The 24,184-nt window shown below is 47.1% G+C and carries 26 protein-coding genes and 1 tRNA gene; 16 read left to right on the top strand and 11 right to left on the bottom strand.

From position 1 onward, the window contains the following. Window positions 1-10: 10 nt before the first annotated feature. Entirely contained in the window at window positions 11-1,132 is a 1,122-nt protein-coding gene (locus tag ARCVE_RS09320; protein WP_013684521.1) for a hypothetical protein, read from the bottom strand. A gap of 235 nt (window positions 1,133-1,367) precedes the next feature. Here ARCVE_RS09320 and ARCVE_RS09315 point away from each other — a divergent pair, with 235 nt between their 5' ends. From ARCVE_RS09315 to ARCVE_RS09285, 7 genes are all read left to right on the top strand, one after another. Beyond that, a complete protein-coding gene (locus ARCVE_RS09315) occupies window positions 1,368-2,132 on the top strand; it encodes a helix-turn-helix transcriptional regulator (protein WP_013684520.1) in 765 nt (254 codons plus the stop codon). A gap of 112 nt (window positions 2,133-2,244) precedes the next feature. Next, window positions 2,245-3,243 (top strand): outer membrane lipoprotein-sorting protein, encoded by a 999-nt coding sequence (locus ARCVE_RS09310; protein WP_013684519.1) that lies wholly within the window; start codon window positions 2,245-2,247, stop codon window positions 3,241-3,243. 8 nt (window positions 3,244-3,251) lie between these two features. Further along, window positions 3,252-4,220 carry a DUF7490 domain-containing protein gene (locus tag ARCVE_RS09305; protein WP_013684518.1) on the top strand — a complete coding sequence of 323 codons (969 nt, stop codon included), beginning with the start codon at window positions 3,252-3,254 and terminating at the stop codon, window positions 4,218-4,220. Beyond that, complete coding sequence (locus ARCVE_RS09300) at window positions 4,196-4,462, top strand: hypothetical protein (RefSeq protein WP_013684517.1); 267 nt, start codon at window positions 4,196-4,198, stop codon at window positions 4,460-4,462. Before ARCVE_RS09305 ends, ARCVE_RS09300 begins: the two co-directional genes overlap by 25 nt. 127 nt (window positions 4,463-4,589) lie before the next feature. After that, on the top strand, window positions 4,590-5,210 hold the full coding sequence (locus ARCVE_RS09295; protein ID WP_156786053.1) for a COG1470 family protein: 621 nt from the start codon (window positions 4,590-4,592) through the stop codon (window positions 5,208-5,210). Beyond that, window positions 5,164-5,808 (top strand): hypothetical protein, encoded by a 645-nt coding sequence (locus tag ARCVE_RS09290; RefSeq protein WP_156786052.1) that lies wholly within the window; start codon window positions 5,164-5,166, stop codon window positions 5,806-5,808. The genes ARCVE_RS09295 and ARCVE_RS09290 overlap by 47 nt, the downstream gene beginning before the upstream one ends. Continuing rightward, window positions 5,805-6,365 carry a hypothetical protein gene (locus ARCVE_RS09285; RefSeq protein WP_013684516.1) on the top strand — a complete coding sequence of 187 codons (561 nt, stop codon included), beginning with the start codon at window positions 5,805-5,807 and terminating at the stop codon, window positions 6,363-6,365. The genes ARCVE_RS09290 and ARCVE_RS09285 overlap by 4 nt, the downstream gene beginning before the upstream one ends. Before the next feature lie 55 nt (window positions 6,366-6,420). Here the strand turns inward: ARCVE_RS09285 and ARCVE_RS10905 are convergent, their stop codons facing one another. Both ARCVE_RS10905 and ARCVE_RS10900 read right to left on the bottom strand, forming a co-directional pair. Beyond that, window positions 6,421-6,975 carry a PhzF family phenazine biosynthesis protein gene (locus ARCVE_RS10905; RefSeq protein ID WP_156786051.1) on the bottom strand — a complete coding sequence of 185 codons (555 nt, stop codon included), beginning with the start codon at window positions 6,973-6,975 and terminating at the stop codon, window positions 6,421-6,423. Further along, window positions 6,930-7,208 (bottom strand): PhzF family phenazine biosynthesis protein, encoded by a 279-nt coding sequence (locus ARCVE_RS10900; protein WP_052302983.1) that lies wholly within the window; start codon window positions 7,206-7,208, stop codon window positions 6,930-6,932. The genes ARCVE_RS10905 and ARCVE_RS10900 overlap by 46 nt, the downstream gene beginning before the upstream one ends. 219 nt (window positions 7,209-7,427) lie before the next feature. Here ARCVE_RS10900 and ARCVE_RS09275 point away from each other — a divergent pair, with 219 nt between their 5' ends. Then, complete coding sequence (locus ARCVE_RS09275) at window positions 7,428-8,723, top strand: SDR family NAD(P)-dependent oxidoreductase (protein WP_013684515.1); 1,296 nt, start codon at window positions 7,428-7,430, stop codon at window positions 8,721-8,723. A gap of 212 nt (window positions 8,724-8,935) precedes the next feature. Here the strand turns inward: ARCVE_RS09275 and ARCVE_RS09270 are convergent. Next, window positions 8,936-9,007, bottom strand: a tRNA-Arg gene (locus tag ARCVE_RS09270). A gap of 92 nt (window positions 9,008-9,099) precedes the next feature. On the opposite strand from ARCVE_RS09270, the gene ARCVE_RS09265 reads away from it, so the two are divergent. From ARCVE_RS09265 to ARCVE_RS10890, 5 genes are all read left to right on the top strand, one after another. Further along, complete coding sequence (locus tag ARCVE_RS09265; protein ID WP_013684514.1) at window positions 9,100-10,011, top strand: radical SAM protein; 912 nt, start codon at window positions 9,100-9,102, stop codon at window positions 10,009-10,011. Window positions 10,012-10,088: 77 nt separating this feature from the next. Then, entirely contained in the window at window positions 10,089-11,378 is a 1,290-nt protein-coding gene (locus tag ARCVE_RS09260) for an AAA family ATPase (RefSeq protein WP_013684513.1), read from the top strand. A 1-nt stretch (window position 11,379) separates the two neighbouring features. Further along, window positions 11,380-12,798 carry a VWA domain-containing protein gene (locus ARCVE_RS09255; RefSeq protein ID WP_013684512.1) on the top strand — a complete coding sequence of 473 codons (1,419 nt, stop codon included), beginning with the start codon at window positions 11,380-11,382 and terminating at the stop codon, window positions 12,796-12,798. After that, window positions 12,795-13,568, top strand: a complete 774-nt coding sequence (locus ARCVE_RS10895) for a GltB/FmdC/FwdC-like GXGXG domain-containing protein (RefSeq protein WP_013684511.1) — start codon at window positions 12,795-12,797, stop codon at window positions 13,566-13,568. Before ARCVE_RS09255 ends, ARCVE_RS10895 begins: the two co-directional genes overlap by 4 nt. Next, entirely contained in the window at window positions 13,550-14,278 is a 729-nt protein-coding gene (locus tag ARCVE_RS10890) for a glutamate synthase (protein ID WP_013684510.1), read from the top strand. The genes ARCVE_RS10895 and ARCVE_RS10890 overlap by 19 nt, the downstream gene beginning before the upstream one ends. A 32-nt stretch (window positions 14,279-14,310) precedes the next feature. On the opposite strand, the gene ARCVE_RS09240 is transcribed toward ARCVE_RS10890, so the two are convergent. From ARCVE_RS09240 to ARCVE_RS09215, 6 genes are all read right to left on the bottom strand, one after another. Next, a complete protein-coding gene (locus tag ARCVE_RS09240; protein ID WP_013684509.1) occupies window positions 14,311-14,517 on the bottom strand; it encodes a helix-turn-helix transcriptional regulator in 207 nt (68 codons plus the stop codon). Window positions 14,518-14,523: 6 nt separating this feature from the next. After that, the gene (locus ARCVE_RS09235) at window positions 14,524-14,922 is read right to left on the bottom strand and encodes a DUF2178 domain-containing protein (protein ID WP_013684508.1); all 399 of its coding nucleotides are present in this window, start codon (window positions 14,920-14,922) and stop codon (window positions 14,524-14,526) included. 146 nt (window positions 14,923-15,068) lie between these two features. Beyond that, complete coding sequence (locus tag ARCVE_RS09230; RefSeq protein WP_198002001.1) at window positions 15,069-15,488, bottom strand: hydrogenase maturation protease; 420 nt, start codon at window positions 15,486-15,488, stop codon at window positions 15,069-15,071. A 110-nt stretch (window positions 15,489-15,598) separates the two neighbouring features. Next, entirely contained in the window at window positions 15,599-17,044 is a 1,446-nt protein-coding gene (locus ARCVE_RS09225) for a Ni/Fe hydrogenase subunit alpha (protein ID WP_013684506.1), read from the bottom strand. A gap of 4 nt (window positions 17,045-17,048) precedes the next feature. Continuing rightward, window positions 17,049-18,002: an NADH-quinone oxidoreductase subunit B family protein gene (locus ARCVE_RS09220; RefSeq protein ID WP_013684505.1), complete on the bottom strand. Its 954-nt coding sequence runs from the start codon at window positions 18,000-18,002 to the stop codon at window positions 17,049-17,051. Beyond that, complete coding sequence (locus tag ARCVE_RS09215) at window positions 17,999-20,269, bottom strand: hydrogenase iron-sulfur subunit (RefSeq protein ID WP_013684504.1); 2,271 nt, start codon at window positions 20,267-20,269, stop codon at window positions 17,999-18,001. Before ARCVE_RS09215 ends, ARCVE_RS09220 begins: the two co-directional genes overlap by 4 nt. A gap of 260 nt (window positions 20,270-20,529) precedes the next feature. On the opposite strand from ARCVE_RS09215, the gene ARCVE_RS09210 reads away from it, so the two are divergent. The 3 genes from ARCVE_RS09210 to ARCVE_RS09200 are packed head-to-tail and all read left to right on the top strand — an operon-like array spanning window position 20,530 to window position 23,607. After that, window positions 20,530-21,711, top strand: coding sequence for an argininosuccinate synthase (locus ARCVE_RS09210; RefSeq protein ID WP_013684503.1), 1,182 nt, complete (start codon window positions 20,530-20,532; stop codon window positions 21,709-21,711). Between the two features lie 2 nt (window positions 21,712-21,713). Beyond that, window positions 21,714-22,712 carry a hypothetical protein gene (locus tag ARCVE_RS09205; RefSeq protein WP_013684502.1) on the top strand — a complete coding sequence of 333 codons (999 nt, stop codon included), beginning with the start codon at window positions 21,714-21,716 and terminating at the stop codon, window positions 22,710-22,712. Next, window positions 22,687-23,607: a carbohydrate kinase family protein gene (locus ARCVE_RS09200; RefSeq protein WP_013684501.1), complete on the top strand. Its 921-nt coding sequence runs from the start codon at window positions 22,687-22,689 to the stop codon at window positions 23,605-23,607. The genes ARCVE_RS09205 and ARCVE_RS09200 overlap by 26 nt, the downstream gene beginning before the upstream one ends. 10 nt (window positions 23,608-23,617) lie before the next feature. Here the strand turns inward: ARCVE_RS09200 and ARCVE_RS09195 are convergent, their stop codons facing one another. Further along, window positions 23,618-24,181 carry a hypothetical protein gene (locus ARCVE_RS09195; RefSeq protein ID WP_013684500.1) on the bottom strand — a complete coding sequence of 188 codons (564 nt, stop codon included), beginning with the start codon at window positions 24,179-24,181 and terminating at the stop codon, window positions 23,618-23,620. Between the last annotated feature and the right edge of the window lie 3 nt (window positions 24,182-24,184).

Genomic DNA, 24,184 nt, shown 5'->3' with positions numbered 1-24,184 from the left:
TTCTTTCACCCTAAGCTGTCATAAAACTGAACTCGTAGTACTTTCCCTCAAATTCGATAACGTTAGAACCCTTTCTATGCAGAAAATCCATAGCAGCATCCCATTCTTCCGGCTTTACTTTCATTATCGCTTTCCCATCTTCGCTCGACCTTGCAGCTTCTATAGCCTTCCTGATAACCTCGTACTCCGCAAGCTCTTCTTTACTCACGCTTGCATAGTCGGAAGGAGGATACTGTAACTTTTTGAGGTATATTCTGCAGTCTGTGCTGATTTCTAAGTAAACGCCTTTGTACAGAATCACGTTGCCTATGCTGTCTATGAATTCCATGATCTGGTAAAATTCCTCCCTGGATGTGTTTATGTTGTGTATTCCCGACCCTGATACTGCAACGCTTACAACTTTTTCAAGGGACGGATAACGCCCCATCTCCTCCTCGGCAACCTCTGCGTAGTTTGCGGGCTCATAACCAAGCCTGTGAACGCTTACGAACTTCGTCAGCCATATTCGGTAGTATTCCCCATTAATCTTGACGTACCTAAAATCACTTAACGCATCTTTCAGCTTGAAGTACTCGTCCGGGGAAACTATCACTTCAGCCCAGCTTTGCTCATCTGTCGCTCTTATCGCCTTTTTTAGTGCTGGATAGCCTTCTATCTCCTTTTCCGTCAGGTTTACAAATTTATCAGGATAGTCTAACTTTTTAACCTCAATATACTTCGCACTGTAGTGTTCGTAGGCACTCCACGCGAATATGGCGCCGAAGGCGAGAAGCAAAGCGAGGCATGAAATGGCAAAGGCTCTCAGTGAAGATGGGATTTTAACTGGCAATGATGCTGTCAGAAGCAAGAGCACAAGCAGCACAATAATCAAACGGGGATCAAAAAGCAAAGCAAGGTATATTGCCAGAGAAAGGGCGATTGCAATACCAAAGCCCTTAAGCGCATAATTTGGCTTGAGAAAGTAAAGTCCTGCAGCAAAAAGGACGGAACAAACGATTAAAGCAAATAGCAGTTCTGAAGGCCCCTCCAGTCTGAGTAGATTTGCAGAAGTCAGAATACCTCCAAGTGCAAAACTGAGCGGGGCTGATACGGCTCCTAACAGCAAAAACACAAGGTATTCTTTGATTGCCATGTAGCAACTTCAACTGAGAATACTTAAATTTTCTGACCATACTTTCAGAATTAATATTTAATTGTATTAAAAAATGTAATTCAAACAATTAATTAACAGATTTTGATAATTCTCAAGCCATGGTCAGAAATGATAAATACGCCATAAATCTACATCAAAAAGCACGTGAATAAGGGCCTGTAGTGCAACGCCAGAGGACACAACAGTTGGATGTGGCCAGGGAGGAAAAAGGACTATGTGTAAGTTCAAGTGTCTGAGAAATCTGACAACTACGCCCCTAAAATTAAGGATTATGGAAGAGCTAAAAGAAGCAAAAGGTATCTCAAAGCTGGCAGCAGCATTGGGTGTTTCTCGTGATACGGTTAAGCCACACATAAGAAGCTTCCTTGATGCGGGTTTGGTGGAGAGGGGTAGTAGTGGATATAGACTAACGAATCTCGGATACATAGCTCTTAAGAAGGCTGAGGAGCTCGAAAAACTTCTTACACTAATCGAGGATGTCGGAGACTTCTTTACAAGTCATGACACGTCTTCGATACCTGAGGGGCTTATGGGGGATATCCACTACCTTTGCGGTGGTTTTGTAGCTCGAAAAGAGAATCCTTACGAGCTCCATGAAGTGTGGCTTGAAATTCTTAGAACTTCTAACTGGATAAAAGGCGTCTCGCCAGTATATCATCCAGAGTTTCCTACTCTCTTTGTGGAGCTGGCTGAGGAAGGGAGAGATGTAAAGCTTATTCTGACAGAAGAAATCTTTGAAAGGTGTAAATCGGAACATCCGGAGCTTCTCTCGAAATTTATGGAGTATGGGGAAATCTACGTATGCAGAGAGGCAAAAATAGCATTTATAGTGGCAGAGAAAGGGCTCGCTATAAGTCTCTACAAGGATGACTACTACGATGTTCTTAACATCTTCATTTGCAGAAGCAAAGACGGCATAGAGTGGGGTTTGAGATTGTTTAACCATTTTCTGAACAACTCGGAAAAGTTGGTAAGATGAAACACCCGTGGGTATACAAAAATACCCATGGTAAAAGTTGAAAAGGTAATTTTTATATATTGGTTATTAGTGAATCCGCTGCCAGTATTTTGCTTACGTTGGAGGGAATAAGATGGGTAGAATAAAATGGGCGGTGGCGGTCTTACTGCTTGCAACCCTGCTTGTTGGCTGCACACAGATGAGTGCTGAGGAGATAGCGAAGAAGGTGGAGGAAAAGTATAACCAGTTGGAGGACTTCAGAGGAGTTCAGCGCATCGTTGTGGAGACCAACGGTGTGAAGCACACGCAGGAATATGAATTTGCCTTCAAGAAACCAAACAAGGTGAGAATGTACAATAAAGAGCAGGGACTGCTCATTGTTTCCAACGGCAAGACCATGTGGAGCTATGATGAAAAGAATAACGAAGTGTTTGTGATGGAACTGAAACAGCCGGAAGTTAGCCCGGATTACGGAAAGCTCGTCAAAAACATGATGGAGTACTACGATGTGGAGCTTTTGGGCAGCGAGAAAGTGTTAGGCAGAGATTGCTATGTCCTCAAGCTGACGCCAAAGGAGGGAAGCGAGTTTGCCGAATTTGCTTCAACGCAAAAAATGTGGATTGACAAGGAGTACTGGTATCCCCTCAAGACGGAAATGAAGGGCAAAGACATGAGTATGACCATGGAATACACGGAAATAGAATTCAACACCGGCGTGAGTGATGACGTTTTTGAGTTCACACCGCCTGAAGGGGCAAAAATCAAGACTCCTGAGGATTTGGGAATCAGGGAGTTCAGCAGCGTTGAGGAAGCGCAGCAGGCTGTTGATTTTGAAATTCTTGAGCCATCATACACTGCTGGATACGAGCTAAGGACGGTAACAGTCATAAAAGATTCTGTTTCGATGCAGTACGTCAATGGACAGGACATAATGTTCATCAGAGAGGTGGTGGCTGACAAGCTGCCAGAAATGCAGAATGCCGAGAAAGTTAAGGTTGGAGACACAGAGGGGACGTACATAGAACTTTACGGTAGTGGAATGCTGACGTTCAGGAAAGGGGACATCGTGGTAACAATAACTGGAAAACTTGACAAGGAAGAGCTAATAAAGATTGCAGAATCAATGGAATAGGGGAAACTATGAACGGTAAAATTGTAGCAGCAATAATCGCGGCAATTTTCATTTTTGCGGCACTGCTTCCACTCTTTACCAACGTTTTTGCAGAGGAAAGAAAGCCAGAAAGGGAGTTCGTCGAGATCAGGAACATCGAAATGAAGGTGGATAGAGTAAATGAGAGCCATGCAGAAATAACCTTCATCGTAAGCATTTATCGCTCAGAACTCGTGAAAAACGCAACCCTTATCATTAGCGTTTACGACAGGCAAACAAACCTGTTGCTCGGTAAAAAGGCTGTGGATATTGCGGAGAAAGGAGATGAGGGGCTGTCAGAACTAAACATAACTCTGCCCTTTGAGAAGGATAGAGATTACAGAATAGCTTTCGAGATTAGAAAGGACAACATGCCCATTCAGAGGAAGGAGATGGGGTTAAGAGGTCTGGAAACCCTTGTACCTCCCGATAAAGAGCTAAAGCTCGTTCTGAAGGATGTTGATTTCGAAATCACTGGCGTTTACGGGAACAAAGCAATCGTAAAGGCAAGGTTCTACATCGAAACTATGAGAGATTACGATGACGTTACATTCCATGTAAAGGCTGTGCAGTACGAGTCCGGTGTTTTGGCAAACGAGAGCTGGATTGAACTGCAGAAAGTTGAGAAGGGTAAGACACTCCTCGTTGAAAGCGTTCTCAGCGTTCCAAAGGACTACAACTACCTTGTTAAGATAGAGGCATGGAGAAACGGTGCAATGCTGAAAACCTGGAGTAAGGCCTTAAACCTCGCTCCAACTAAAACGCTGCCGGAGAACATTACCGAAGAGAAAGTCAGATTCGAGATTGAAGAGTTCGTGAAGGGCTATCGCCCAGTGGCTACTCCGGCTCCAACTACGCCCGTAGTGTACGAACGTAAGGCTCAGGCACCAGGATTTGAGATTCTGGCAGCAATCGCTGCAGGGGGTGCAGTATTATGGATGAGGAAGAAAAGACTGTAGAAAGGAATGTAAAAGAGTTTGATTTTGAGGACATACTGAGGAAGGTACTCATAGCCTTCGTCGTAATAATGCTGGCAGTTGCAACATGGGGACTTTACACATCTCTCAACGATCTCATACGAATATGGATTGGCTACAAGTACGCGCCACTCTATCGGGCTTTGCTTAACCTTGCGGTGCTTGCCATAGCTATCTACTTGCTGAACCTGCTCGTCAGGGGGAGAAGGGAAAAGCAGAGATGATGCTCGAGATACTTGGAGCAATTGCAACCGTTTGGATTAATTTTTATTTAAATGTTCATTAATATTTTAACTAACAAAAACAAAAGTGTTAAAAAAGAGTATGTTTTAGAGATTTGAGGTGACGGGAATGGGGAAGATATTGAAAGTATTGGTTCTAATTCTGCTGTTGGGGGCGGTTTTCACCGTTCAGGCCCAGATGCCGGTACCACAGCCTATAGTGGTATCCAAAACAGAAGTCTCGGGAGCGGTTTACACTCCAAGCGCCAAGCTCAAAATAACGCCGGCTTTCAAACATCTCCGCCTTCAGCCGGGAGAGAGCACGAGTTTTGAAGTGAAGGTGAAGAATATTGGCAGCGAAGATGTAACAATTGAGCCGAAACTTGTTCAGATGCCGTATCCGGCGAATGCCATAGAAGAGGAATGGATCAAAATCGAGCCGGAGAGAATGGTGCTCAAGGCCAAAGAGGAGGGCAAGATAAAGGTTGAAGTGACCGTTCCCGGGGATGCGGAGAAGGGCTTTTACAACGCAATGATTGCCCTTACGAACGATACTGTAAGCATGCCGTATCCCACGCCGTACTCGTACGTGAATGCTTTGTCGTTATCCATAAACGTGTGGATTCCTCCGCAGGTTGTGATAAAGCAGCGTTACATAATGGATACCGTTGAGGCAGGAAAGAGCTATGAATACAAGGTTGTGATTGAAAACAGGGGGCGACAGGACTGTAAGCCTGAATCCCAAGCTTAAGGCCGATGAAAGGGTCTATTACGACTTCTACTCTCCCACCGAGTTAACGGAAGACATGGTTCAAATAGAGAGCCCGAAGCAAATTTCGCCAAAGTCAAAGGCTGAAGTGAAGATTAAGGTTAGAGTTCCGCTTGATGCTAAGGGCGTACTGAGGGGAACTGTTTACCTGAACATAGATGATCCAGGCTTGGATGAGTGGATGCAGAGAGTGGACATAAACCTCAACGTCTGGCAAAAGCCCACCGAAGCTTACGTGAAGGAAGTAGTTGTGGAGAACGCCAGTAAGCTGAGATTCGATGTTTCCGCATCGAGCCACATGTACAGGATGTACAGGAGCGTAAACGTTGATTTCGACGTTAAGATAAAGTCTCCGAGCGGTTACGTAAGTCTTAAGCCAAGCAAGAAGGTGGAAGTTGTTGGAGTAACGCTCTCTACAAAATACCTGCCGCCTTGGGAAAGCGAGAGCGAGGGAATATACAGGATAACGAAGGTGGAGAAAACGGAAGTTTACACGATAGAAAATCCAGAAGACGGTGTGTGGAGAATTGAAGTGCTGCCCAACTGCGACCAATTCTCGGTTAGGGTGGAGGTAGAGTGATTGCGAGAGGTATATTTTTTGCACTCCTTTTAATTTTCGCTCTCGCCATTGCGGGGTGCAACCAGCCGGGGAGCGGCGACAGCGTGGGCAACACGAGTAGTTCAAGCGAGGTTGCGAACACATCGGAGGTCATCGAGAAGAAAATAATGACTTCTCTTCTACCCTACGACGGTTTTACCTACAAATCCGTAAACATCACGTGCGACGGCAGCACAATCGATGTCGTGGCAACTTCGCCGGAACTCGACGGCACTGACATCTACAGATTCGTTTACGACAACGGCACTCTCATACTGAAATCCTACTGCCTTGAAGCTCTTCCCCTATCCTTAAAGGAGAAAGCTATAGCCATCGCTATGAGCGATGAGCGCGTGCGGAACCAGAATCCTTCCGGTGAGGTTACTGTTAGAAGGGTTCTCCCCGAAACAGCCTCGAAATTCTATCAGCCAAAGGAGCTTTTCAGCGTTACTTGGCATGGAGAAACGATTGTTTCAGCTCTGGTAGATGTAGAAGAGGAAATAGTTGTTTCGGTCTGGAATTCGCGGTCATCGGATTAAGTTCGCCGCAGTATAGGCCACAGCCCGAAAGTTAGCAGAACCATTTGCAATCAAGTCAAACTCGAAGCTCCCCCTCAAGCACACAAACTGCGTTTCCACCAACCCAAACCCGCGCTCCGTCTTCGATCTTAGCGTGTATCACGCCCTCTCTCAGCATCGCGTGCCCCTGTTCGAAAGTGTATTCTTCATTAACAAGCCTGCCGCTATAGTGCAGATAATACGCAAGCGCCGCCCCGGCAGTTCCAGTAGCGGGATCCTCTGCCACGCCGAGAGCTGGAGCGAAGAACCTTGCCGCGGCATCGTATTTGGAATCAAAAGTGAATGCATATACTCCATCAATGCCAGTGTTTTTGCAGAGATCTGCGAGATTTGACGTCGGTTGTAGCCTCGTCAGCTCTTTAAAGCTTGTAACTTCCACAATGCCTATTCTCAGCCCCACATCCACCACAGCAAGAGTAGAACTCGGTGAAGGAAAGTCCATGACTGCTTCGCCGACGAATTTTGGTTCTGGCATCTTTATCCAGACATTATCTCCGATTTGCACTTCCACGGTTCCAGCCTTCGTTATGGCCGTGCAGCTACCTTCTGCAAGCCCCTTAAGCCTGAGCACATGGAGGCTGCAATCGTTGCGTGCCCGCACATCGGAATTTCGGACGTTGGAGTGAAATACCTCAAACGATACGCGTTCGCTTCCTCCTCCACAAAAACTGTCTCTGAAATATTCAGCTCAAAAGCAAGAGCGAGCATCGTATCTTCATCGAGCATGCCAAGAACAACTGCTGCAGGGTTACCCTTCAACGGAGTACTCGTAAAAACATCCACCTTGTAAACCTCAAGCTCCATAAATACATGGAACGGGAAAATTATAAAGATTTACTGGTTAAACATTCAATCCCACCAAGTAGAGCGCGTTGAAAGACACAGCCCCATATTTCTGTGATTCCTAAAAAAGTACGAGGATAGAATTTCTGTTAAGGACAGCAAACAATAGGGATTAATGCGATATGTTGGTAAAACCATGAAGTTTATATATTTAGCCAAGCGAAATTAAGAGGATTAGCAATGTTAGTTGAAAAGATGGAAAAAATGGGCCTATCCCCTTCTGCCCTCGCCGGGAAAGTTGCCGTCATTACGGGAGCGGGACGGGGCATCGGTAAAGAACTGGCACGAGCACTGGCATGGCTGGGTGCCAAGGTTGTTATCGCCGAAATTAGAGATACCGGAGCAGAAGTCGAGGCATTAATTCGTTCAGAAGGCGGCATGGCACTATTTGTCAGGACGGATGTTGGAGATGAAGAGAGTATTAAAAGACTGGCAAACAAAGTGTTCGAAGAGTTTGGCAAAGTAGACATACTGATCAATAACGCCACTGTGGTAAAGACTGGTTCAATACTGGAATTACCGCTGGAAGAATGGGATCAGACCTGGTCGATTAACGTGCGGGCTGCGATTCTTACCATAAAAGCTTTTTTGCCAGGCATGCTGGAAAGAGAAGAAGGAGTCATAGTTACGATTACTTCTGATGAGGGAATGCCATATGTAGCACCATATTCTGCCTCTAAAGCTGTTCTGAGCTCACTTGGTCTTTCTTTAGCTGCTGAGCTGGGTAACGAATCAGGTATATCAGTATTCGTCTTTGCTCCCGGAATGGTGGACACGCCTGGAATAAGGAATGCTGCCCGTGAACTGGCGCCACGTTACGGTATGACGTACGAGGAGTTCATTGATCAAAGTGTAAATCCCGGCTATGACGGGCTCATGCCTGCTGAAGACTGTGCAGCTGGCTTTGCCTACTGTATCGTAAATGCACAAGATTATCACGGTCAAATTGCCGATCCCTTCCAGCCTCTTGCCAAAGCAGGCTTACTGAGCTTTTCATCGCAGCAAAAATCTGAAGACGGCAGTGTAGATTTGTCTAAGACATCTGAAAAGGTTTCCAGGAGTGAATCGGCGGTTGAGCTTGCCAGAGAGCTCAAGAAGATACTGGAAGATGTAAACAGAGAAACCAACGAACTTGACATGTTCAGGAAAATGTGGGTTACTCGAACATTTCGGAAAAGATGCGGAATGGGTATCAAGGACTGGCTGGAAACAATTACGGAATTAATCTCTGAACTTGAGGAGGTTGATCAGGCCATAGAAACGGGAGATACTGCAAAAGCTGAGGGCATTCGTGGCAATCTTACATGGATGAAGAGTAATCTGGAGAAGCTTGCCGATTATTTTAAGAAAAACATGAAAGACGCAGAAGGATACTTTAAGGACCCTAAAGCCCTGTCCGCAGCTCTGGATGTTTTGGCTTACCGAGAGAATACAGTACGCTTACTTATCTTGGAGTTAGAACAAATTCTTGAGTAGCATATATATTTTAGAAAGAAAATTCGTAGCGAAACGAGTCTCGGTCCTTTGAGCCACGAATCCAACTGAACACACCGTTCATTCAGTACAAACTTTCCAAATCTAAACCCAGCATGGATAATCTTGAAAGAGAAGATAATCTTAAAAGAGAAAAACTTTAGGTGTAATCACCACTATGGAAGTCACATAGGGCTTTGAAACCGGATCAAAAGCGCCCCCGCCGGGAATTGAACCCGGGTCGAGGGTTCCGGAGACCCTCAGGATATCCACTACCCCACGGGGGCTTGTCTTTAGTCAGCTATCGCGGATTTAACTTTTTTCCGCTGCCTGCTTAAAAGTGCATAATGAATATATATTCGCAACTTGACTATCTTCAGTGGACTACGTATACGGCCCTGTCTCATCGAGGAGGCTTGGAAGATCGCTGGGAGTCAACGTTATTCCGTTTAAAACGTGCAACTATTCGTGCGTTTACTGCCAGCTTGGAAAGACGACGAGCAAAATAAATGAAAGAAGGAGCTTCTTCCCGAAAGAGGACATTCTGAGAGAAGTCGAACTTTCATTGAAGAACGTTGAAGCTGACCACATTACCTTTGCTGGCGAAGGTGAACCCACTCTTTGCAGGGACATAGGGTGGCTGATAAGAAAAATAAAGGAAATTACAGATATACCAGTAGCTGTAATTACCAACGGTTCCCTTCTCTACAGAGAAGATGTCAGAGAGGATTTGATGGAAGCAGACGTGGTTATACCATCCCTCGATGCTGCAGATACGAGAACATTCAGGAGGATCAACAGACCGCACAGAGATCTGAAGATAGAAGAAATAATCGACGGACAGGTGGAATTTAGCAGATCCTACAGAGGTAAGCTCTACGTCGAGGTCATGCTCGTAAAGAACTTCAACGATGGAGAAGAATCTCTGCTCTCAATAAGAGATGCCCTAAATAGAATAAAGCCGGACGGAGTTTACATCCTCACTCCTATCAGGCCTCCGGCAAGCAGAATTGAGCCTGCGGATGAGATGGGTCTTCTCAGGGCAAACGCGATAATAGGCGACGTAACAAAAATCATACAGCCAGAGGTAGGGGAGTTCTTCGTTGAGTGCTTCTCATCCGCTGAAGAAGCCGTTATGATGGTTCTGAGAAGACATCCGATGAGGGAGGAGCAGCTTGTCGAACTGCTCCGCAAATTCGATGCCGATTTAAGTATTCTTGAGTCAATAGAGGGAATTGAAAAGGTAGAGTTCATGGGGAAAACGTTCTACCTCTATCGACCTCCATCTTAAGTCCACTTAGGGTGGCAGTCAGAATAGCAGTTCAACCTATAGTAACAAATATCTACATTTCTGACAATCCCGCATGGATGAAGCAGCTCTACGAGCTCGTCTGCACGAGGCTGTACTACGGAGACGAGACGTTCGAGATTGGAGAAAACAGGTACGATCCTGTAGCTCTCTTTGGCTTGCTCACGCTCATTCTCGATGGAAAGGAACTCATCTTCGGAGATTACGGCAGCGGAAAGACCACATCAAGCGAGCGGATTGCAAGCCTTGTAAAGGCTGTACCGCTGGAATTCGTGCAGGCTGCTACAGTCCACGGTCATCCGGAGCAGACGGAGGAGAAGATAAAAGCCACACTCGACCTCGGATCCCTTGAAAGAGAGGGAAAGGAGGTTGTAAAGTGGAAGATTACTCCCTTCTGTCCTGCGATAATCATAGACGAGATAAACAGATTGCCGGCAGGCAAGCAGAGTATGCTGCTTAACGAAGTTGACAGGAACATATGGAGCTACCGCGGCTCAACGCTTATAACCGGCAGCAGAGCCTTCTTTGCAACGATAAACTATCAGGATATAGGCACTACAAAACTCATTCCTCCCCTTCTCGACCGCTTTGACGTTGCAGTTGAGACAGGCAGAATCCACCCTGTTCGAAAGCGTCTCGTGAGAAGAGGTATCGACGACAGCTTTCTGAGGGATGCAAAGCTTGCGGAGGAGATGATCGTCCACGTTCAGGAGCTGAATGGCAAGGAAGCGGAGAAGTACGTTCAGGAAGTCTCGGATCAATTCAGAGAAAAAATCATGGCGAGACTTGAGAAAGACGGGATCAATGTGCATATTCCATCGTTGGAAGAGATTGAGAAGATGAGAGATGAAATTGAGAAAATAGATGTTTCAGATGATGCGGAACTGTTCCTCGACTATCTCTCGCAGGAAGCCTACTGTCAGCTTGGAAGAAAAGACTTCGCTAAGTGTGATGGCTGTCATTATGCGAACTATGTATGCTCTGACATCTACTGCATATCCAACAGGGCTGAAAGAAGTCTCTTCGTCTACTCAAAGGCCCTCGCCTGGTTTGAAGGAGAAGGAGAGGTGACGATGGCCCATGTTATTGCCGCTCTTCCATATGTGCTGTGGCACCGCTGTGGTGTGAGTGATGCGAAGCTTGCCGAAGTGAGAGACGTGGAAAAGGACACGAGCGACGAGTTTTACGCCGTAAGAGATACCTTGCTGAAGGCTAAGCGCAGGTGGGAGGAGCATAGAAACTACCAGATTTCTGCGTATAAGGCTCTGAGGGAGGGAGACGTGGAGAGGCTCGAGCAGATAGCCGAAAAGATAGGCCATCCCTTCTTCACGAGCCTTACGAGGGGCTGATATGCAGGACGTTTTTGAGAAAGCGAGAAAGGACATGCTTTATCCCCCTATCGGACTCACCATTACCGATGGCGACGTTTGCAAGCTCGAGTTCTCGAGGAAACACAGGCTCGTTATCGGAAGGGACTTTGCAAGGAAATTCAGCGAGAAAGGATTGCTTGGGGCATTCCACCACGCTCTGAACCACTGGGCGAAGCATCCCTACGATCTAAAAACGATAATTCTCGAATCCTTTTGGCTCAGGAACTACGAGAACGGCAACGAGATAAGGGAGCTATTCGACGACGTCGTTGCTAACCTCGACCTTGTCGTAAACAGAGGGCTTGATGCGATTGCGGAAACGTACAGAGAGCTGCCAGTTGAAGGCGAGGCAGATGCGTTGCTAAGGGCTTATTTTAGCGAGATTACCGGTTTGGACTTTGGCAAATTCGAGCTGAGCGATGAACTTGAAAGAAGGCTGAGTGTTCTGCTTAAGATCGACTTCCTCGACAGGAGGAAGCTTAAGTCGAACATACAGCTTTTCGCAGAACTCTTTTCAGACCTGGACATATCTCTTCCGTTCGAAAATCCAAGCCTCGACGATTTTTCTAAACAGGAAATAGAAAGAGCGCTGGCAGAAATAGCGAAGGATGTTGACTTAGAGGAGTTCGAGGAGATTTCGAAATTCCTCGGTATTTCTGGCGGAGAGGGGAAGCAGAGGAGGGCAGATGTAGAGTGGTATAGGCATAAAGCGTCGCGGTACGTTGTCTACATCGAATCTTCAGCCAGAACGGGGTCACTGTACCCGAATGAACTCGTCGATTTCTCTCTCGATGATGCAATCGACTTCTACAGCCCAATTGAAAGCTACGGAAAGATTATACCCGGGATTGCAAAGAAGTATGAAGCAGAGGAGTTTGAAGGACAGAGTAGCGAAGCGAGAAATGCTGTAATAATAATCGATTCTTCGGGAAGCATGAAAAATCCGCAGAAATGCTCTTACGCTGTTTTAGGAGCCTTCGCGATAGCGAGGAGCTATATGGACATGGGCGGGAAAGTTGGCGTGATAAACTTCTCTGGCAGAAGCATAGAGGTTCCACCTTCAAGGGGAAACGATGTTTACGAGGCTCTTGCAGTCTATCAGGGTGGAGGCACGAGACTTGATGTGGAAAAGCTGAAGAGTTACGTCGAGAAGTACGACTGCGCTGAATGCGACTTCATACTCATAACCGATGCCGGGATAGAAAACATTGAGGAAGCGGTGGCGTACCTCTCCAGTCTTAGAAGTTTGACCGTCATCTGGATAAGGGAGTACGCAAAGGACGTTGAGGACTTCAGAAAAAGAAGCGGAAGGCTTAAGGGCATAGCTGCAAATTTCATAGAGGTCGAGGACGAGAGAGACATTCCGAAGATAGTCATAAGGTGGAGGAAGGAAGAATGAGGATCATAGACCGGTTGATGGAAAGGGCAGAGCTAAGAATTCCAGATGGGCAGCCCGTTGAGATAAGTGAGGAATGTGACATTCAGAAGCTCGTGGAGGTTGCTAATGAGTACCTTGATATGGAAATAAAGCTCGCCTTTCAGCTAAACCCTGAGAAGTGTTTCGACTTTGGTAGGAAGATGAGGAGAAAGTACTCTGTAACTCTGAGGGAAGTCGAGGAGTTTGTGAACAGCACTGTATACGATGTCCTTGAGAAGAGGGCGGGAGAAATCAGAGACCTGCTCTGCCATCAGTTCTACGAGAACTACCTCGGGTACTTTGTCTCCGGGCTGTATCACGACATCATACGGGACAAAACTCTCAGCCTGTCACCAAAACTACCCAGACTGCTCGCTCACAGTAGGGTTGGTTTGAGATGGGGGTTTGGTTACCGGCATCCTGGTGGAAATCTCATAATCTCTGGATATGCGGGCGGATACCTCGGGGAGAAGATGGAAAACGGAAAAATCATCGTTACAGGCTATACCGGCGATAAAGTTGGTTTTGGAATGAGGGGCGGAGAGATTTTGATTAAGGGCAACGTCGGCTGGAGACTCGGCGACTCGATGAAAGGTGGCAGGATAATCGTTTTTGGAAACGCGGGTCAGTTCGTGGGAATAGATATGGAAGGTGGAGTGATAAAAATAAAGGGCGATGTCACATCCTTCGGCCCAAGGAAGGGTGGAGAAATATTCGTTTGGGAAGAGGAAGGATGGAAAAGGGTAGAATAGTCCACAGACTTGCGAAAGACCTGAAGCTTCCCGAAGAGAGAAAAACCTTCAATAGATACCTAAAACTCACAACTTCTGACCCGCTCAGGGAGATAGCCAACGCATACGTCGAGTGGGCGAGGGATAAACAGGGCTGGAAGTACGAGGTTTTTGAGGAGGCGTTCAGGTTTGGGAGAGAGCTTGCATCGCAGTACAGGCTAACACAGGAGAGAGTAGAAGTTCTTTTCAACAACTACCTCGCCTGTTTTGGAGGAATTGTTGGATTCTTTATCTCAGGATTCCTGAGGGCTATGAAAGACTTTACCGTCAGGTTTAGTGTCCGCTCCGCTTCTGGAATCGGATTCAGGCTGAAAGGCGGCAGAATTTTCGTCGAGGGCAGAACGACGTACCTTGGTATGGAGATGGAAGACGGGGAAATCTTCACATCCTCAACCGGCAACTATCTCGGAAAGGGGATGAAAGGCGGGAGAATCGTTGCGGGAAAGGCGGGAGACTGGGTAGGTATGGAGATGAAGGGTGGAACGATAATCGTTAGCAATGCAGGCAACGCCCTCGGCTTTGCAATGGAGGGTGGGGAGATAGTTGCTGAAGTGGCTGGAGCGTGGGTTGGGGAAAGCTCGAAGGGCGGGAGGATAGTCATCGGACAGTATGAGTCTATTGGCGATGGCAAGGCGGAGATTGTAACGAGGACCTCTTTAAAGACATACTGAAGTGCCGAGTTTGTGGCAGTTGTCAGAACCCGCTAATCCTGTTCGTCTTCTTCATAAATGAAAATATCCTCGATTTTAACCTTGAAGAATCTTGCTATTTTGAAGGCAAGCTCTAAAGACGGGTCATACTTTCCCTTTTCTATGGCTATTATAGTCTGTCTCGTCACTCCAAGCTTCTTTGCAAGTTCTTCCTGAGTCAAATCGTGAATGGCTCTGTAAACCTTGAGTTTGTTTTTCATATTCTGCTAACCTCCGTATTTTTTGCTGTAGTATCCGTAGAATACTAAATACAGCAATGTCAGATAGAATGCCAGCAAAGCACAGACGTGTATCAGTGTAAAGTCAGATTGCGCAAACTCTGCATGTCCGCTTTCACTCAATGCTATTAAAATGGCCACTGTTACGGCAATCGTCAATCCAAAAACCTGTAGAGTTCTTCTGGATGCTTTTTCACCTATTCTGTGTACCCTTTCGTCCTCCACCACCTCTTCGACCCTGCTCTTGCATAACTTCAGCAGCGCTATTCCAGCAACCACTGCAATTACTGGTATAACACTGTTTCCAGCCCAAACAGACCATCCAATTATGGCGCCCACGGCTACTGTCACGATAGTTATGCACAGCAGATACTTTTTCCGGTTCATACTCTCCACTCCGTCTTGTAAAGGGCTTTTTACAAAAGGTTATTTAGACTTTACGATTTGTTAATCTTAATTAACATTGGATAAAATCGAAAGTAGATACCGACATTTCGAGTAGCTACAGTATATCTACTGATAATGAGGAAGAATCAGGAAAGAATCTCCCTGACAAAAGCAACAGCTTTCTCCAAAGCCCTTTCGACTTCTTCGCTCAGCCCCTCTCCTATCTGCATTCTGCCGACCTCTATTGCGACGATTCTTACTTCCTTTGGCATTTTTTCTGGATAGAGGACTTTTCCGAGGCTGAGCATCTCTATAATGCCGAGGCTGTGCGACGAAGTGAAGCGGGGATTTTCAGGCAATTCTACTTCGAATACGTCTCCTATCTCCCCTGCCCCACTTATCGCGTCTACTATCACCACTCTATCGTAACCAGCAATTGCCTCGAGAAGGGCTGAAGGCGTGGTTACTTTAACTTCGAACTCATTTTCAAGTTCCTTGGCAACTCTGATTCCAATACTATCGTCTCCGAGTACAGCGTTTCCTATTCCAACCACGAGCTTTTTCATTTTACCACTTTGTTCAGTCTTGTCGTCCAGGCTCTTTTCCATAGGTTTATCAAGGCTTGGAATTATAGCCTGAGCCTGAAAAAACACAGAATGAAGTAAAAAAGATTTGATTAAGCTCTCAGAACACTAACGACCTCGCCGTCCCTGATAACCCTTACCTCAACATCGAGTCTACCAGGCAGAGCGTGGCTGGCACAAGCAAGGCATGGATCGTAGGCCCTTACAGCCATCTCAACGGCGTTGAGCAATCCCTCTTTGATTTCCCCACCCTTTATGAAGTTCTGAGCTGCCTTCTTTACAGACATGTTGATTGCTGGATTGTTCTGCACCGTTGCAACTATCAGGTTGACCTTTTCAACGACACCCTTCTTGTTCGTGACATAGTGGTGATACAGCGTACCGCGTGGAGCTTCGACGGCTCCAACACCCTCTGAAGGCTTCGATTTAGGCACTTCTCTCACGTTCTTATCCGTAATCTCCTCATCGCATGCCAGCTCATACATGCGCTCTGCTGCATAAGCAATCTCAATCAGCCTCGCCCAGTGGTACGCAAGGATGTTGTGCACTGGCTTCTCTCCAAAGAAGTCGTACATCTTCCTGTACGCCTCATCTGCCATTGGAGTAGCCATCCCTTCCGCTACATTCAGCCTTGCAAGAGAGTTGACCCTGTATATTCCACTGTCCACGCCGTCAACAAACCCCTTCCAGCCAACAGCCTTGAGATACGGGAACTTAACGTAGCTCCAGGGTTCTACGTGCTCTGCTATGTGCTCCAGGTAGTCCCTCACCTCAAACCTGCAGAATTCTTTTCCATCTGGATCAACGACCTTGACAACTCCATCGTAGAAGTTCACCCTGTCCTTCTCGTCCACCATTCCTGCGTAGTATGTTCTGTGAGCGTAAACATCCCCTTTAATCAGCTCTTCCATACCCTCCTTCTTCAGCACAACATCCTCAAAGAACTCCAGGCCTTTTTTAGCGAAGTCAACAAGCTTCTTTGCCTTCTCCTCGATCTCTTTCCTTTCCTCCTCGCTGAGAGGTTTCGCCATTCCTCCAGGCAACGCTGCAACTGGGTATATTGGATGCCCAGCAATTATCTCCTGGATTCTCTGGGCGTAAACCCTGCAGTCGAGTATTTCAGCGCATAGTTCCTTTCCAAGAACTTCAACGAGCCCAAAGACATTTCTCTTCATCTTGTCTTCTATAAAGAAGTCTGGGGCAGCGAGGACGTAGAAGTGGAGGATGTGGGAGTGCGCGACATGAGCACAGTAGAAAAGCTCCCTGAGCTTCTTCGCTGCTGGTGGGATTTCAACACCAAATACTGCATCACACGCTTTGGCTGAAGCCATGTGGTGAGCTCCAGGGCAAACACCGCATATTTTCGGGGTGATGCGGGGCAGCTCTTCCACATGCCTGCCCTCGCAGAACTTCTCGAAGCCTCTGAACTCAATCACCTGAAAGTATGCATCTTTAACATTTCCTTCATCGTCGAGAATTATGTCCACCTTTCCGTGCCCCTCAAGGCGAGTATTTGGATGAATCGTGATCTTCCTCATTATATCACCTCTTTTCATTTCTTATCCTGCCAACTGGAAGCGTGAAGTTGTAGAAGATTCCTGCCACGTCTTTGATGTTCAGCGCTTCAATCAGCTTCGCTGGTGGAATCTCATCTTCCCACCTGCCGACTATTGCTGCCGTTGCAGTTATTCCACTCATCCCAGCAACACCAACAGGCCCATAGCAACCCCTGCACGGCATGTTTGCGTTGATACACCTTGCCCCACAACCTCCACGGGTGGCGAAGCCAAGGCAGAGTATGCCCTGCTCGAGCAGGCATTTTTCATCATTTGCAACCACTTCGTGGGGACGATAGAGTCTCTCAATCCTCTTACCGCTCTTTGTAGCATTTCTGGGGCAGTCGTAGCACAAAGCCTTATCAGAGGCGAGGATTCTTCTTTCAAGCTGCTTACCTTCCGCAATCAGCTTTAAGACATCGAGCAATTCCTTAATCGTCCCTATCGACGGAGGACAACCGGGGACGAAGAGATCAACGTCAATTACTGCATCAAGAGGTTTAACAGACTCGTAAAATTCTGGAAGGGTCAGCGTGAAATCATCAAGTTTGATTTCAGGCGATGGAATTGTTTCACCCTCTTCGTTTGATTCGGCCTCCACGTAGGCCCTCTTCAGCACTTTTTCTTTCGGAAAGAGGTTCGCGAGCCCGGGAATCCCACCGAAGCAGGCACAGCTTCCGTATGCAACTACGTATTTGCACTTTTTCCTCACGATCTTTGCCTCTTCCTCCTGTTCAGATGTTCTTATCGCCCCGTTAATTATTCCAACGTCAACACTTCCATCCTCAATTGCTTCGAGGTCCTCACGCTTTGCGTCCATTGCAACGGGCCAGTAGAGAATGTCCACACCCTCAAGGGCCTTCAGAATCTCGCTGCCGATGTCGAGTATAGATACGTCACATCCTCCGCACGAAGCGGCCCAGTTTAGAATGAGCTTCATGTTCTCACCTCTCTCAGGTATTTGTCCATCTCGTTGAGCACTTTACCCAGCTCAGCCCAGTTGGTAACTCCGATGTACTCCCACCTTACGGCGTTGGGAGCACCCAGTGCAGCCATAACTGGATTCATGAGCCCGACGCGCTTTGCCATCATGTAGTTACCCCAGAGGTGGTGGCAGTTCTTCGGCGGGCAGCCGGCTATAAGTATACCATCAACCCTCTTTAGCAGTTCGGCTATGAGGTTGGAGTTTATCGATGAAGAGCACCTTATTCTGATTGTTCTTACATTTGGCGGGATTTTGATCCCGTTTCTTCCCATTAAATCCGCTGCAGCGTAGCTGCACCAGTAACACAGCAGAGCGAGAATCTTAGGCCCGTCAGCGTGCTCGAACCCCACTTCTGCCTGTCTTATAATCTGCTCATCCTCGAAGTTTACGAGCTGGATTGCATTCGACGGACATGCAGCCATGCAGAGCCCACAGCCCTGACAGAACGCTGGATCGACATAGGCAAAGTCTTTAACATCTATTGCCCCATGAGGACATGCAGCCTCACATATGCGGCATGCAGAACAGAGGTCCTGATCTACCTTCGAAACGAACTTCGGAAGCTTTTTGATGCCAACAGATTGCTTAGCTCTCAGCGCTGCAGTTGCGCCCTGCTCAACCGCTTCCTGCACTATTTTCGGCCCTGAAACTGAACCGGCAACGTAAACCCTATCAACGTGCGATTCAGTTGGCCTCAAAATCCTTGGCTGGAATTCAATTGGGAATCCAAACCTATCAGTTCTAACCTTCAGCTTTTCAAGCAGTTCGACACCCTCAGGCAGAACGGCTTCGGCAAGAACCACGAGATCGGCCTCGATTTCTTCTTCATCCCCGTCAGGTGTCTCAATGATAATTTTAAGCATTCCATTCTCTTCGTCTATCTCCTCAACTCTTCCGTTGACAAAATCAACGGCGTTTTGAGCGTTTCTGTAAAACTTCTCAAATGCCCTTTCATACGCTCTCACATCGTTGTTGTAGATCACTGTAATCTCCGTTTCTGGGCTTAAGACCATTACTCTGTTTGCCTGCTTGACTGTTATGGCGCAGCACGTCTTGGAGCAGTAAGGCACTCCCTCTTCGCCCTCTTCAGCCCTCGAGCCGCTGCACAGGACGAAGACGACGTGTTCCGGCTTTTCTCCATCAATATTCATCTTTCTGGCTATTATTCGTTCCATTTCCATGCTTGAAATAACTCGTGGGTGTGTGTAATTGAGCTCCTCAAGCCTCCGGAGGTCGAAGGATTTGAATCCCGTAGAGATAATTACCGTCCCGAACACTTCCTCGATTATCTCCTCTTCAGCGTCAAGGTTTATAGCGTTCGTTGGACAGGCTTCAACGCACTCCCCACACTTTGTACATTCTTCGACTATGTTGTAGATGTCGGGAATTGCGAGCTTGAATTCTTTATCAATGGCTTTCCTCTTGGACATTCCACAGTCAAAGCTATTTTCCACATCAACCGGGCAGACCTCGCTGCATTTACCGCATGATATACATCTGCTGGGGTCAACGTACTGAGGAGCCTTTCTGATCCTCGCAACGAAGTTTCCGTTCTCCTTCCATATATCCACAACTTCAGAATTCGTGAACACTCTTGCGCCGCTATTCATTACCTCCCTCGCTAAAACAGGAATTATGCACTCGCTCGTACACATGGAAGGCCAGCTCTCACACTGGAATAGTAGAGGAATCTGGCACGTGTGACCACCGATGTATGGCTTTTTTTCAACCAGAACTGCCTCAACACCCTCTCTTGCAAGGTCGATGGCTGCTTGCATGCCCGCAACGCCACCGCCGACAACGAGGGCTTTCTTCCTAACTTCAACCTCCTCTGCTGGCTTATTCATCAGGAGTTTCACGTGGGTCATTTTCAGCATATCTATTGCCTTGCCAGTCACGTCTCCATCGTGAATCCATGCACATTGCTCCCTTATGTTTGCAACCTCGTACATCGCCCTGTTTATTCCTATCTCCTCGAGAATTGCAGCTATCCTGTCTTCGTTAAATGTTAGAGATGAACGCTCAGAACAAGCAGCGAAAAGGATGCGATCACAGTCTGCAAGCGATCTCAGCTTCTCAATGTCCTCGGTGCAGAGAAAATCAGTGCGAATGATCTTAACGACGTCTTTGAGCCCCTTTGCAACCTCTTCGAGCTTGTTGAGGTCAATTTTTTCTGATATCTGTCCGCCACAACTACATATAACAACGCCAATCTGTGCCATCGCAAGTGGATGAATAAGACGTAATATAAATTTATCTATCTATCAATTATTTTAATTTTTTTAATCATTTAGTTGTAAAATTTTTTAACACTCCTGTCTTTGCCTTTCGTCACTATGATTATTTTTTAGAATTAAAACATAAGATCTTAATAATTATTTAAGATTGAGTAGCAATAAATAGCAAATTATTTCAGAATTGTATTATAGATGCCTACAGGAGACTTAAAAACGTTTTTAAATGTCGCCTGTTAGCGCAACCTATGAAGGTTGTACTTTCGTACTCAGGGGGGCTTGACACAACTGTATGTATTCCACTCCTGAAGGAGAAGTATGGATTCGATGAGGTTGTAACTGTAACCGTTGACATAGGCCAGCCGCCTGAAGAGATAAAAGAGGCCGAAAAGAGAGGTAAGAAATACGCAGATAAGCACTACACAATCGATGCGAAGGAAGAATTCGTCCGGCTTCTATTCAGGCTCATAAAGGCCAATGGAGACTACGAAGGTTACGTCCTCGGCACGTCTCTCGCAAGACCACTTATAGCTGAGAAGATTGTCGAAGTCGCAAAGAAGGAGAACGCAGATGCGATAGCTCACGGATGCACGGGAAAGGGCAACGACCAGCTTCGTTTTGAAAACGTGTTCTACCAGTACGGCTTCAGAGTTATCGCTCCAATGAGGGAACTGAACCTGACAAGAGAGTGGGAGATTGAGTACGCGAAGCAGCACGGCATTGAAGTGCCGGTAACGAAGGAAAAACCCTACAGTATTGACGAAAACCTGTGGAGCAGGAGTATAGAGGGTGGGAAGCTCGAAGACCCATCATTCGAGCCTCCGGAAGACATATTCGAGTGGACAGCAAGTCCCGCGAAGGCCCCTGACGAGCCCGAAAAAGTGGAAATTTACTTTGAGCAGGGAGTTCCCGTTGCAATCAACGGCGAGAGACTTCCAGGCCTTGAGCTGATCAGAAAGCTGAACGAAATAGGCGGAAGGCACGGCGTTGGAAGAACTGACATGATGGAGGACAGAGTTCTCGGCCTGAAGGCGAGGGAGAACTACGAACATCCTGCAGCAACAATCCTCATCACAGCTCACCGCGACTTAGAAAAGCTCGTGCTGAGCAGGAGGGAACTCAAGTTCAAGAAGTTCGTCGAAGAGGAGTGGGCGGAACTCGTTTACTACGGGCTGACTAACGATCCGCTTTTCGATGCGCTCAACGCATTCATCGACGAGACGCAGAAGCGCGTTACGGGTTGGGTCAGATTGAAGCTGTTCAAGGGCAGCGTTACGCCAGTCGCAAGGTATTCAGAATTCGCACTGTACAGAGAAGAACTCGTGTCCTTCGACACCACCGCAATAGACCAGAAGTACGCCGAGGGCTTTTCGAGATTCCACGGGCTTCAGGGAAGAATTTACAGGGAGATTATCAAGAAGAAGGAGTAATCATGTCAGTTTTTACTTTTTTCACGGACTGGGAGGGACCCTGGGTTACCAACGACTTTGCGTACGAAGTAGCATCGCACTTCTTTTCTCCTACCTTCTTTGAGAGGCTGAGCCAGTACGACGACTACCTCGCCTACGTGGCGAAGATGCCGGGTTACAATGCTGGCGACACACTCCGCCTCCTTGCACCATTCCTCGTGGCTGCAGGAGTTACGTCCGCGAAGCTGAAGGAGCTTTCAAAGCCTGTTTACGTTCCGGAAGCTGATGAAGCGATGGGTCACCTGATAAAGCGTGGATTCGAGCCGGTTGTGATTTCAACTGCCTATATTCAATTTCTCGAAGTAAGTGCTGCCCATATCGGAGCGCAGACTGTACACGGAACGAACTTCGTGCCTGAAAAATACCCTCTGCCTAAAGAGGAAAGAAAGCTTCTGCTCAAAGCTGCCAGCGAAATCGAATCGCTTGATGAGATTAAACTCGATATCGAGAAAGGGGTGCTCAATGAGGAAAGCAGGAAAAGCGTTGAATGGCTGGATGAATTCTTCTGGAAAAAGCTCAGCAAAATGCAAGCTGGCAGAATTCTTGACGAAGTTACAGTAATTGGTGGAAGAAGAAAAAGAGAGGTCGTTGAAAGCTATAATCCTGAAAATCCCGTTGCAATAGGCGACAGCATATCCGACTTCGAGATGCTCGAATACGCTAAAGGCAAAGGTCTGGCAGTATCCTTCAACGGAAACGAGTTTGCCGTCAGGCATTCAACCCTTGCAGTAATCTCCGAAACAGCATTTGGCAACGCTGCAGCGGTCGTTGCCTACGCAAAGGAAGGCATTGCTGGCATTAACAGGCTCATCGAGGGTGATTTTGGAGTTGTTGAGGAGATAGCCAACAGACTGAAGGGAACGGAGTTCCACTGGATAACTCCCGAAAACATGGAAGAAATTGCTGAGAAATCAAAGCGGATGAGGAGAAGAATCCGTGGGGAGGCTGGGAAGCTTGGCTGAGGTTGCAGGCTTCGGCGCTTTGAACGTTGACAAGCTATTTCTTGTGGACAGAATTCCTGCAAGAGATGAGGAGGGATTTGTAATCGACGTGAAAATAGCTCCGGGGGGTTCTGCTGCTAATACTATAGTTGGCCTTTCGAGGCTTGGTGTGAAGACGGTCTTTGTTGGAAAGGTGGGAAGCGATAGCGAGGGTGAGTTTTTGCTCTGCGACCTCAGAAACGAGGGTGTCGATGTATCGAGTGTAAAAGTTTCGGAAGGTAGAAGCGGGTGTGCAATGGTCTTTGTTGATCCATCAGGTCATAGAGCGATACTCGTCGATCCGGGCGTCAACGATGAGGTTGATTTTGAGGAAATCAACGTAGAAGCGCTGAGCGCTGAAGCCATCCACATGACTTCTTTTGTTTGCAAAAGCAGCGACAAACCCTTCGAAGCGCAGAAAAAGCTGGCAACGTTTTTCGATACCGTCAGCCTCGATCCAGGCACACTTTACGCTGAAAGAGCGGACGTATGGGAACTGATCAGTAAAACTACAATCTTCCTTCCGAGTGTGGCCGAGATAGAGAAGATAACCGGAGCAGACTACAGACGGGGGGCTGAAAAGGTAATGGCCCATGGGGTTAAAATCGTTGCAGTCAAGCTCGGTGAAAAGGGCTGCTACGTCACGGATGGGAGGAAAGAGTTTCACATACCAGCCCTGAAGGTCAGTGTTGCAGACACAACCGGAGCAGGGGATGCATTCAACGCAGGCTTTCTCTACGCGTACCTCAGGGGATATGACCTCGACGTTTGTGGTGTTGCAGGAAACTATGTGGCAGCGAAGTGTGTTGAGAAGTTAGGGGCAAGAGACGGCCTCCCTTCGGAGAGGGATGTCGAAGAGTACCTGTCAGGACTTTAGCTTCAATAGTCTATATAATACCAAGGTAATAAAGCAGAGATAACAGGAAAATCAGGGCTGCAACAACGATGGCCACGTCCATGGCCACGAGTTTCGTGCTTCTTCCATACTTCACGCTTACCTTCACAGGCCTGAGCCATCTAACTTCCGACACCTTCTCCGTTGGCTCGAGTTCTTCAGTTAGATATCCCTTCTCGATTAGCCTTTCGAGAGCTTTTCTTACTACAACTTCCGGATAACCAGTAAGGCGGGCAATCATCCTCGGTTCTTTAGCCTCGAAAACAACACTTCTCAAAACACTTCTCTCTATTTCTGAGAGAAAAACATCCTTTCCTTTAATTTCCGGCTCACCTTTGTACTCGGCTTTAACGTCCTTTTTATCCACTCTTTCTTCTTTTCCTTTTTCTACTTTTTCTACCTTTTCCTCCTTCTCTTCTCTCTTTTCCACGCGCCTCTCGCTCTCCACCGAACCCTGTCGTGACTCTTCTGCACTTCCGCTCGTCTCAACTCTATTCTTTTTGATAATGAACGTATCATCGTCCATCAGAACGTCTATGATCTTCTTCTCATCCATATC

The sequence above is a fragment of the Archaeoglobus veneficus SNP6 genome, assembly GCF_000194625.1.
Classification (GTDB): domain Archaea; phylum Halobacteriota; class Archaeoglobi; order Archaeoglobales; family Archaeoglobaceae; genus Archaeoglobus_C; species Archaeoglobus_C veneficus.
This window is presented reverse-complemented; position numbering and strand designations above follow the sequence as displayed.

Coding starts and splice junctions, on each gene's coding strand:
- ARCVE_RS10890 (WP_013684510.1), top strand. CDS start 13,550: ATGGAAAAGGGTAGAATAGTCCACAGACTTGCGAAAGACCTGAAGCTT.
- ARCVE_RS09215 (WP_013684504.1), bottom strand. CDS start 20,269: ATGGCACAGATTGGCGTTGTTATATGTAGTTGTGGCGGACAGATATCA.
- ARCVE_RS09310 (WP_013684519.1), top strand. CDS start 2,245: ATGGGTAGAATAAAATGGGCGGTGGCGGTCTTACTGCTTGCAACCCTG.
- ARCVE_RS09260 (WP_013684513.1), top strand. CDS start 10,089: ATGAAGCAGCTCTACGAGCTCGTCTGCACGAGGCTGTACTACGGAGAC.
- ARCVE_RS09210 (WP_013684503.1), top strand. CDS start 20,530: ATGAAGGTTGTACTTTCGTACTCAGGGGGGCTTGACACAACTGTATGT.
- ARCVE_RS09305 (WP_013684518.1), top strand. CDS start 3,252: ATGAACGGTAAAATTGTAGCAGCAATAATCGCGGCAATTTTCATTTTT.
- ARCVE_RS09300 (WP_013684517.1), top strand. CDS start 4,196: ATGGATGAGGAAGAAAAGACTGTAGAAAGGAATGTAAAAGAGTTTGAT.
- ARCVE_RS09205 (WP_013684502.1), top strand. CDS start 21,714: ATGTCAGTTTTTACTTTTTTCACGGACTGGGAGGGACCCTGGGTTACC.
- ARCVE_RS09275 (WP_013684515.1), top strand. CDS start 7,428: ATGTTAGTTGAAAAGATGGAAAAAATGGGCCTATCCCCTTCTGCCCTC.
- ARCVE_RS09240 (WP_013684509.1), bottom strand. CDS start 14,517: ATGAAAAACAAACTCAAGGTTTACAGAGCCATTCACGATTTGACTCAG.
- ARCVE_RS09315 (WP_013684520.1), top strand. CDS start 1,368: ATGTGTAAGTTCAAGTGTCTGAGAAATCTGACAACTACGCCCCTAAAA.
- ARCVE_RS09220 (WP_013684505.1), bottom strand. CDS start 18,002: ATGAAGCTCATTCTAAACTGGGCCGCTTCGTGCGGAGGATGTGACGTA.
- ARCVE_RS10895 (WP_013684511.1), top strand. CDS start 12,795: ATGAGGATCATAGACCGGTTGATGGAAAGGGCAGAGCTAAGAATTCCA.
- ARCVE_RS09225 (WP_013684506.1), bottom strand. CDS start 17,044: ATGAGGAAGATCACGATTCATCCAAATACTCGCCTTGAGGGGCACGGA.
- ARCVE_RS09295 (WP_156786053.1), top strand. CDS start 4,590: ATGGGGAAGATATTGAAAGTATTGGTTCTAATTCTGCTGTTGGGGGCG.
- ARCVE_RS09255 (WP_013684512.1), top strand. CDS start 11,380: ATGCAGGACGTTTTTGAGAAAGCGAGAAAGGACATGCTTTATCCCCCT.
- ARCVE_RS09230 (WP_198002001.1), bottom strand. CDS start 15,488: ATGAAAAAGCTCGTGGTTGGAATAGGAAACGCTGTACTCGGAGACGAT.
- ARCVE_RS10900 (WP_052302983.1), bottom strand. CDS start 7,208: ATGGAGCTTGAGGTTTACAAGGTGGATGTTTTTACGAGTACTCCGTTG.
- ARCVE_RS09195 (WP_013684500.1), bottom strand. CDS start 24,181: ATGGATGAGAAGAAGATCATAGACGTTCTGATGGACGATGATACGTTC.
- ARCVE_RS09320 (WP_013684521.1), bottom strand. CDS start 1,132: ATGGCAATCAAAGAATACCTTGTGTTTTTGCTGTTAGGAGCCGTATCA.
- ARCVE_RS09235 (WP_013684508.1), bottom strand. CDS start 14,922: ATGAACCGGAAAAAGTATCTGCTGTGCATAACTATCGTGACAGTAGCC.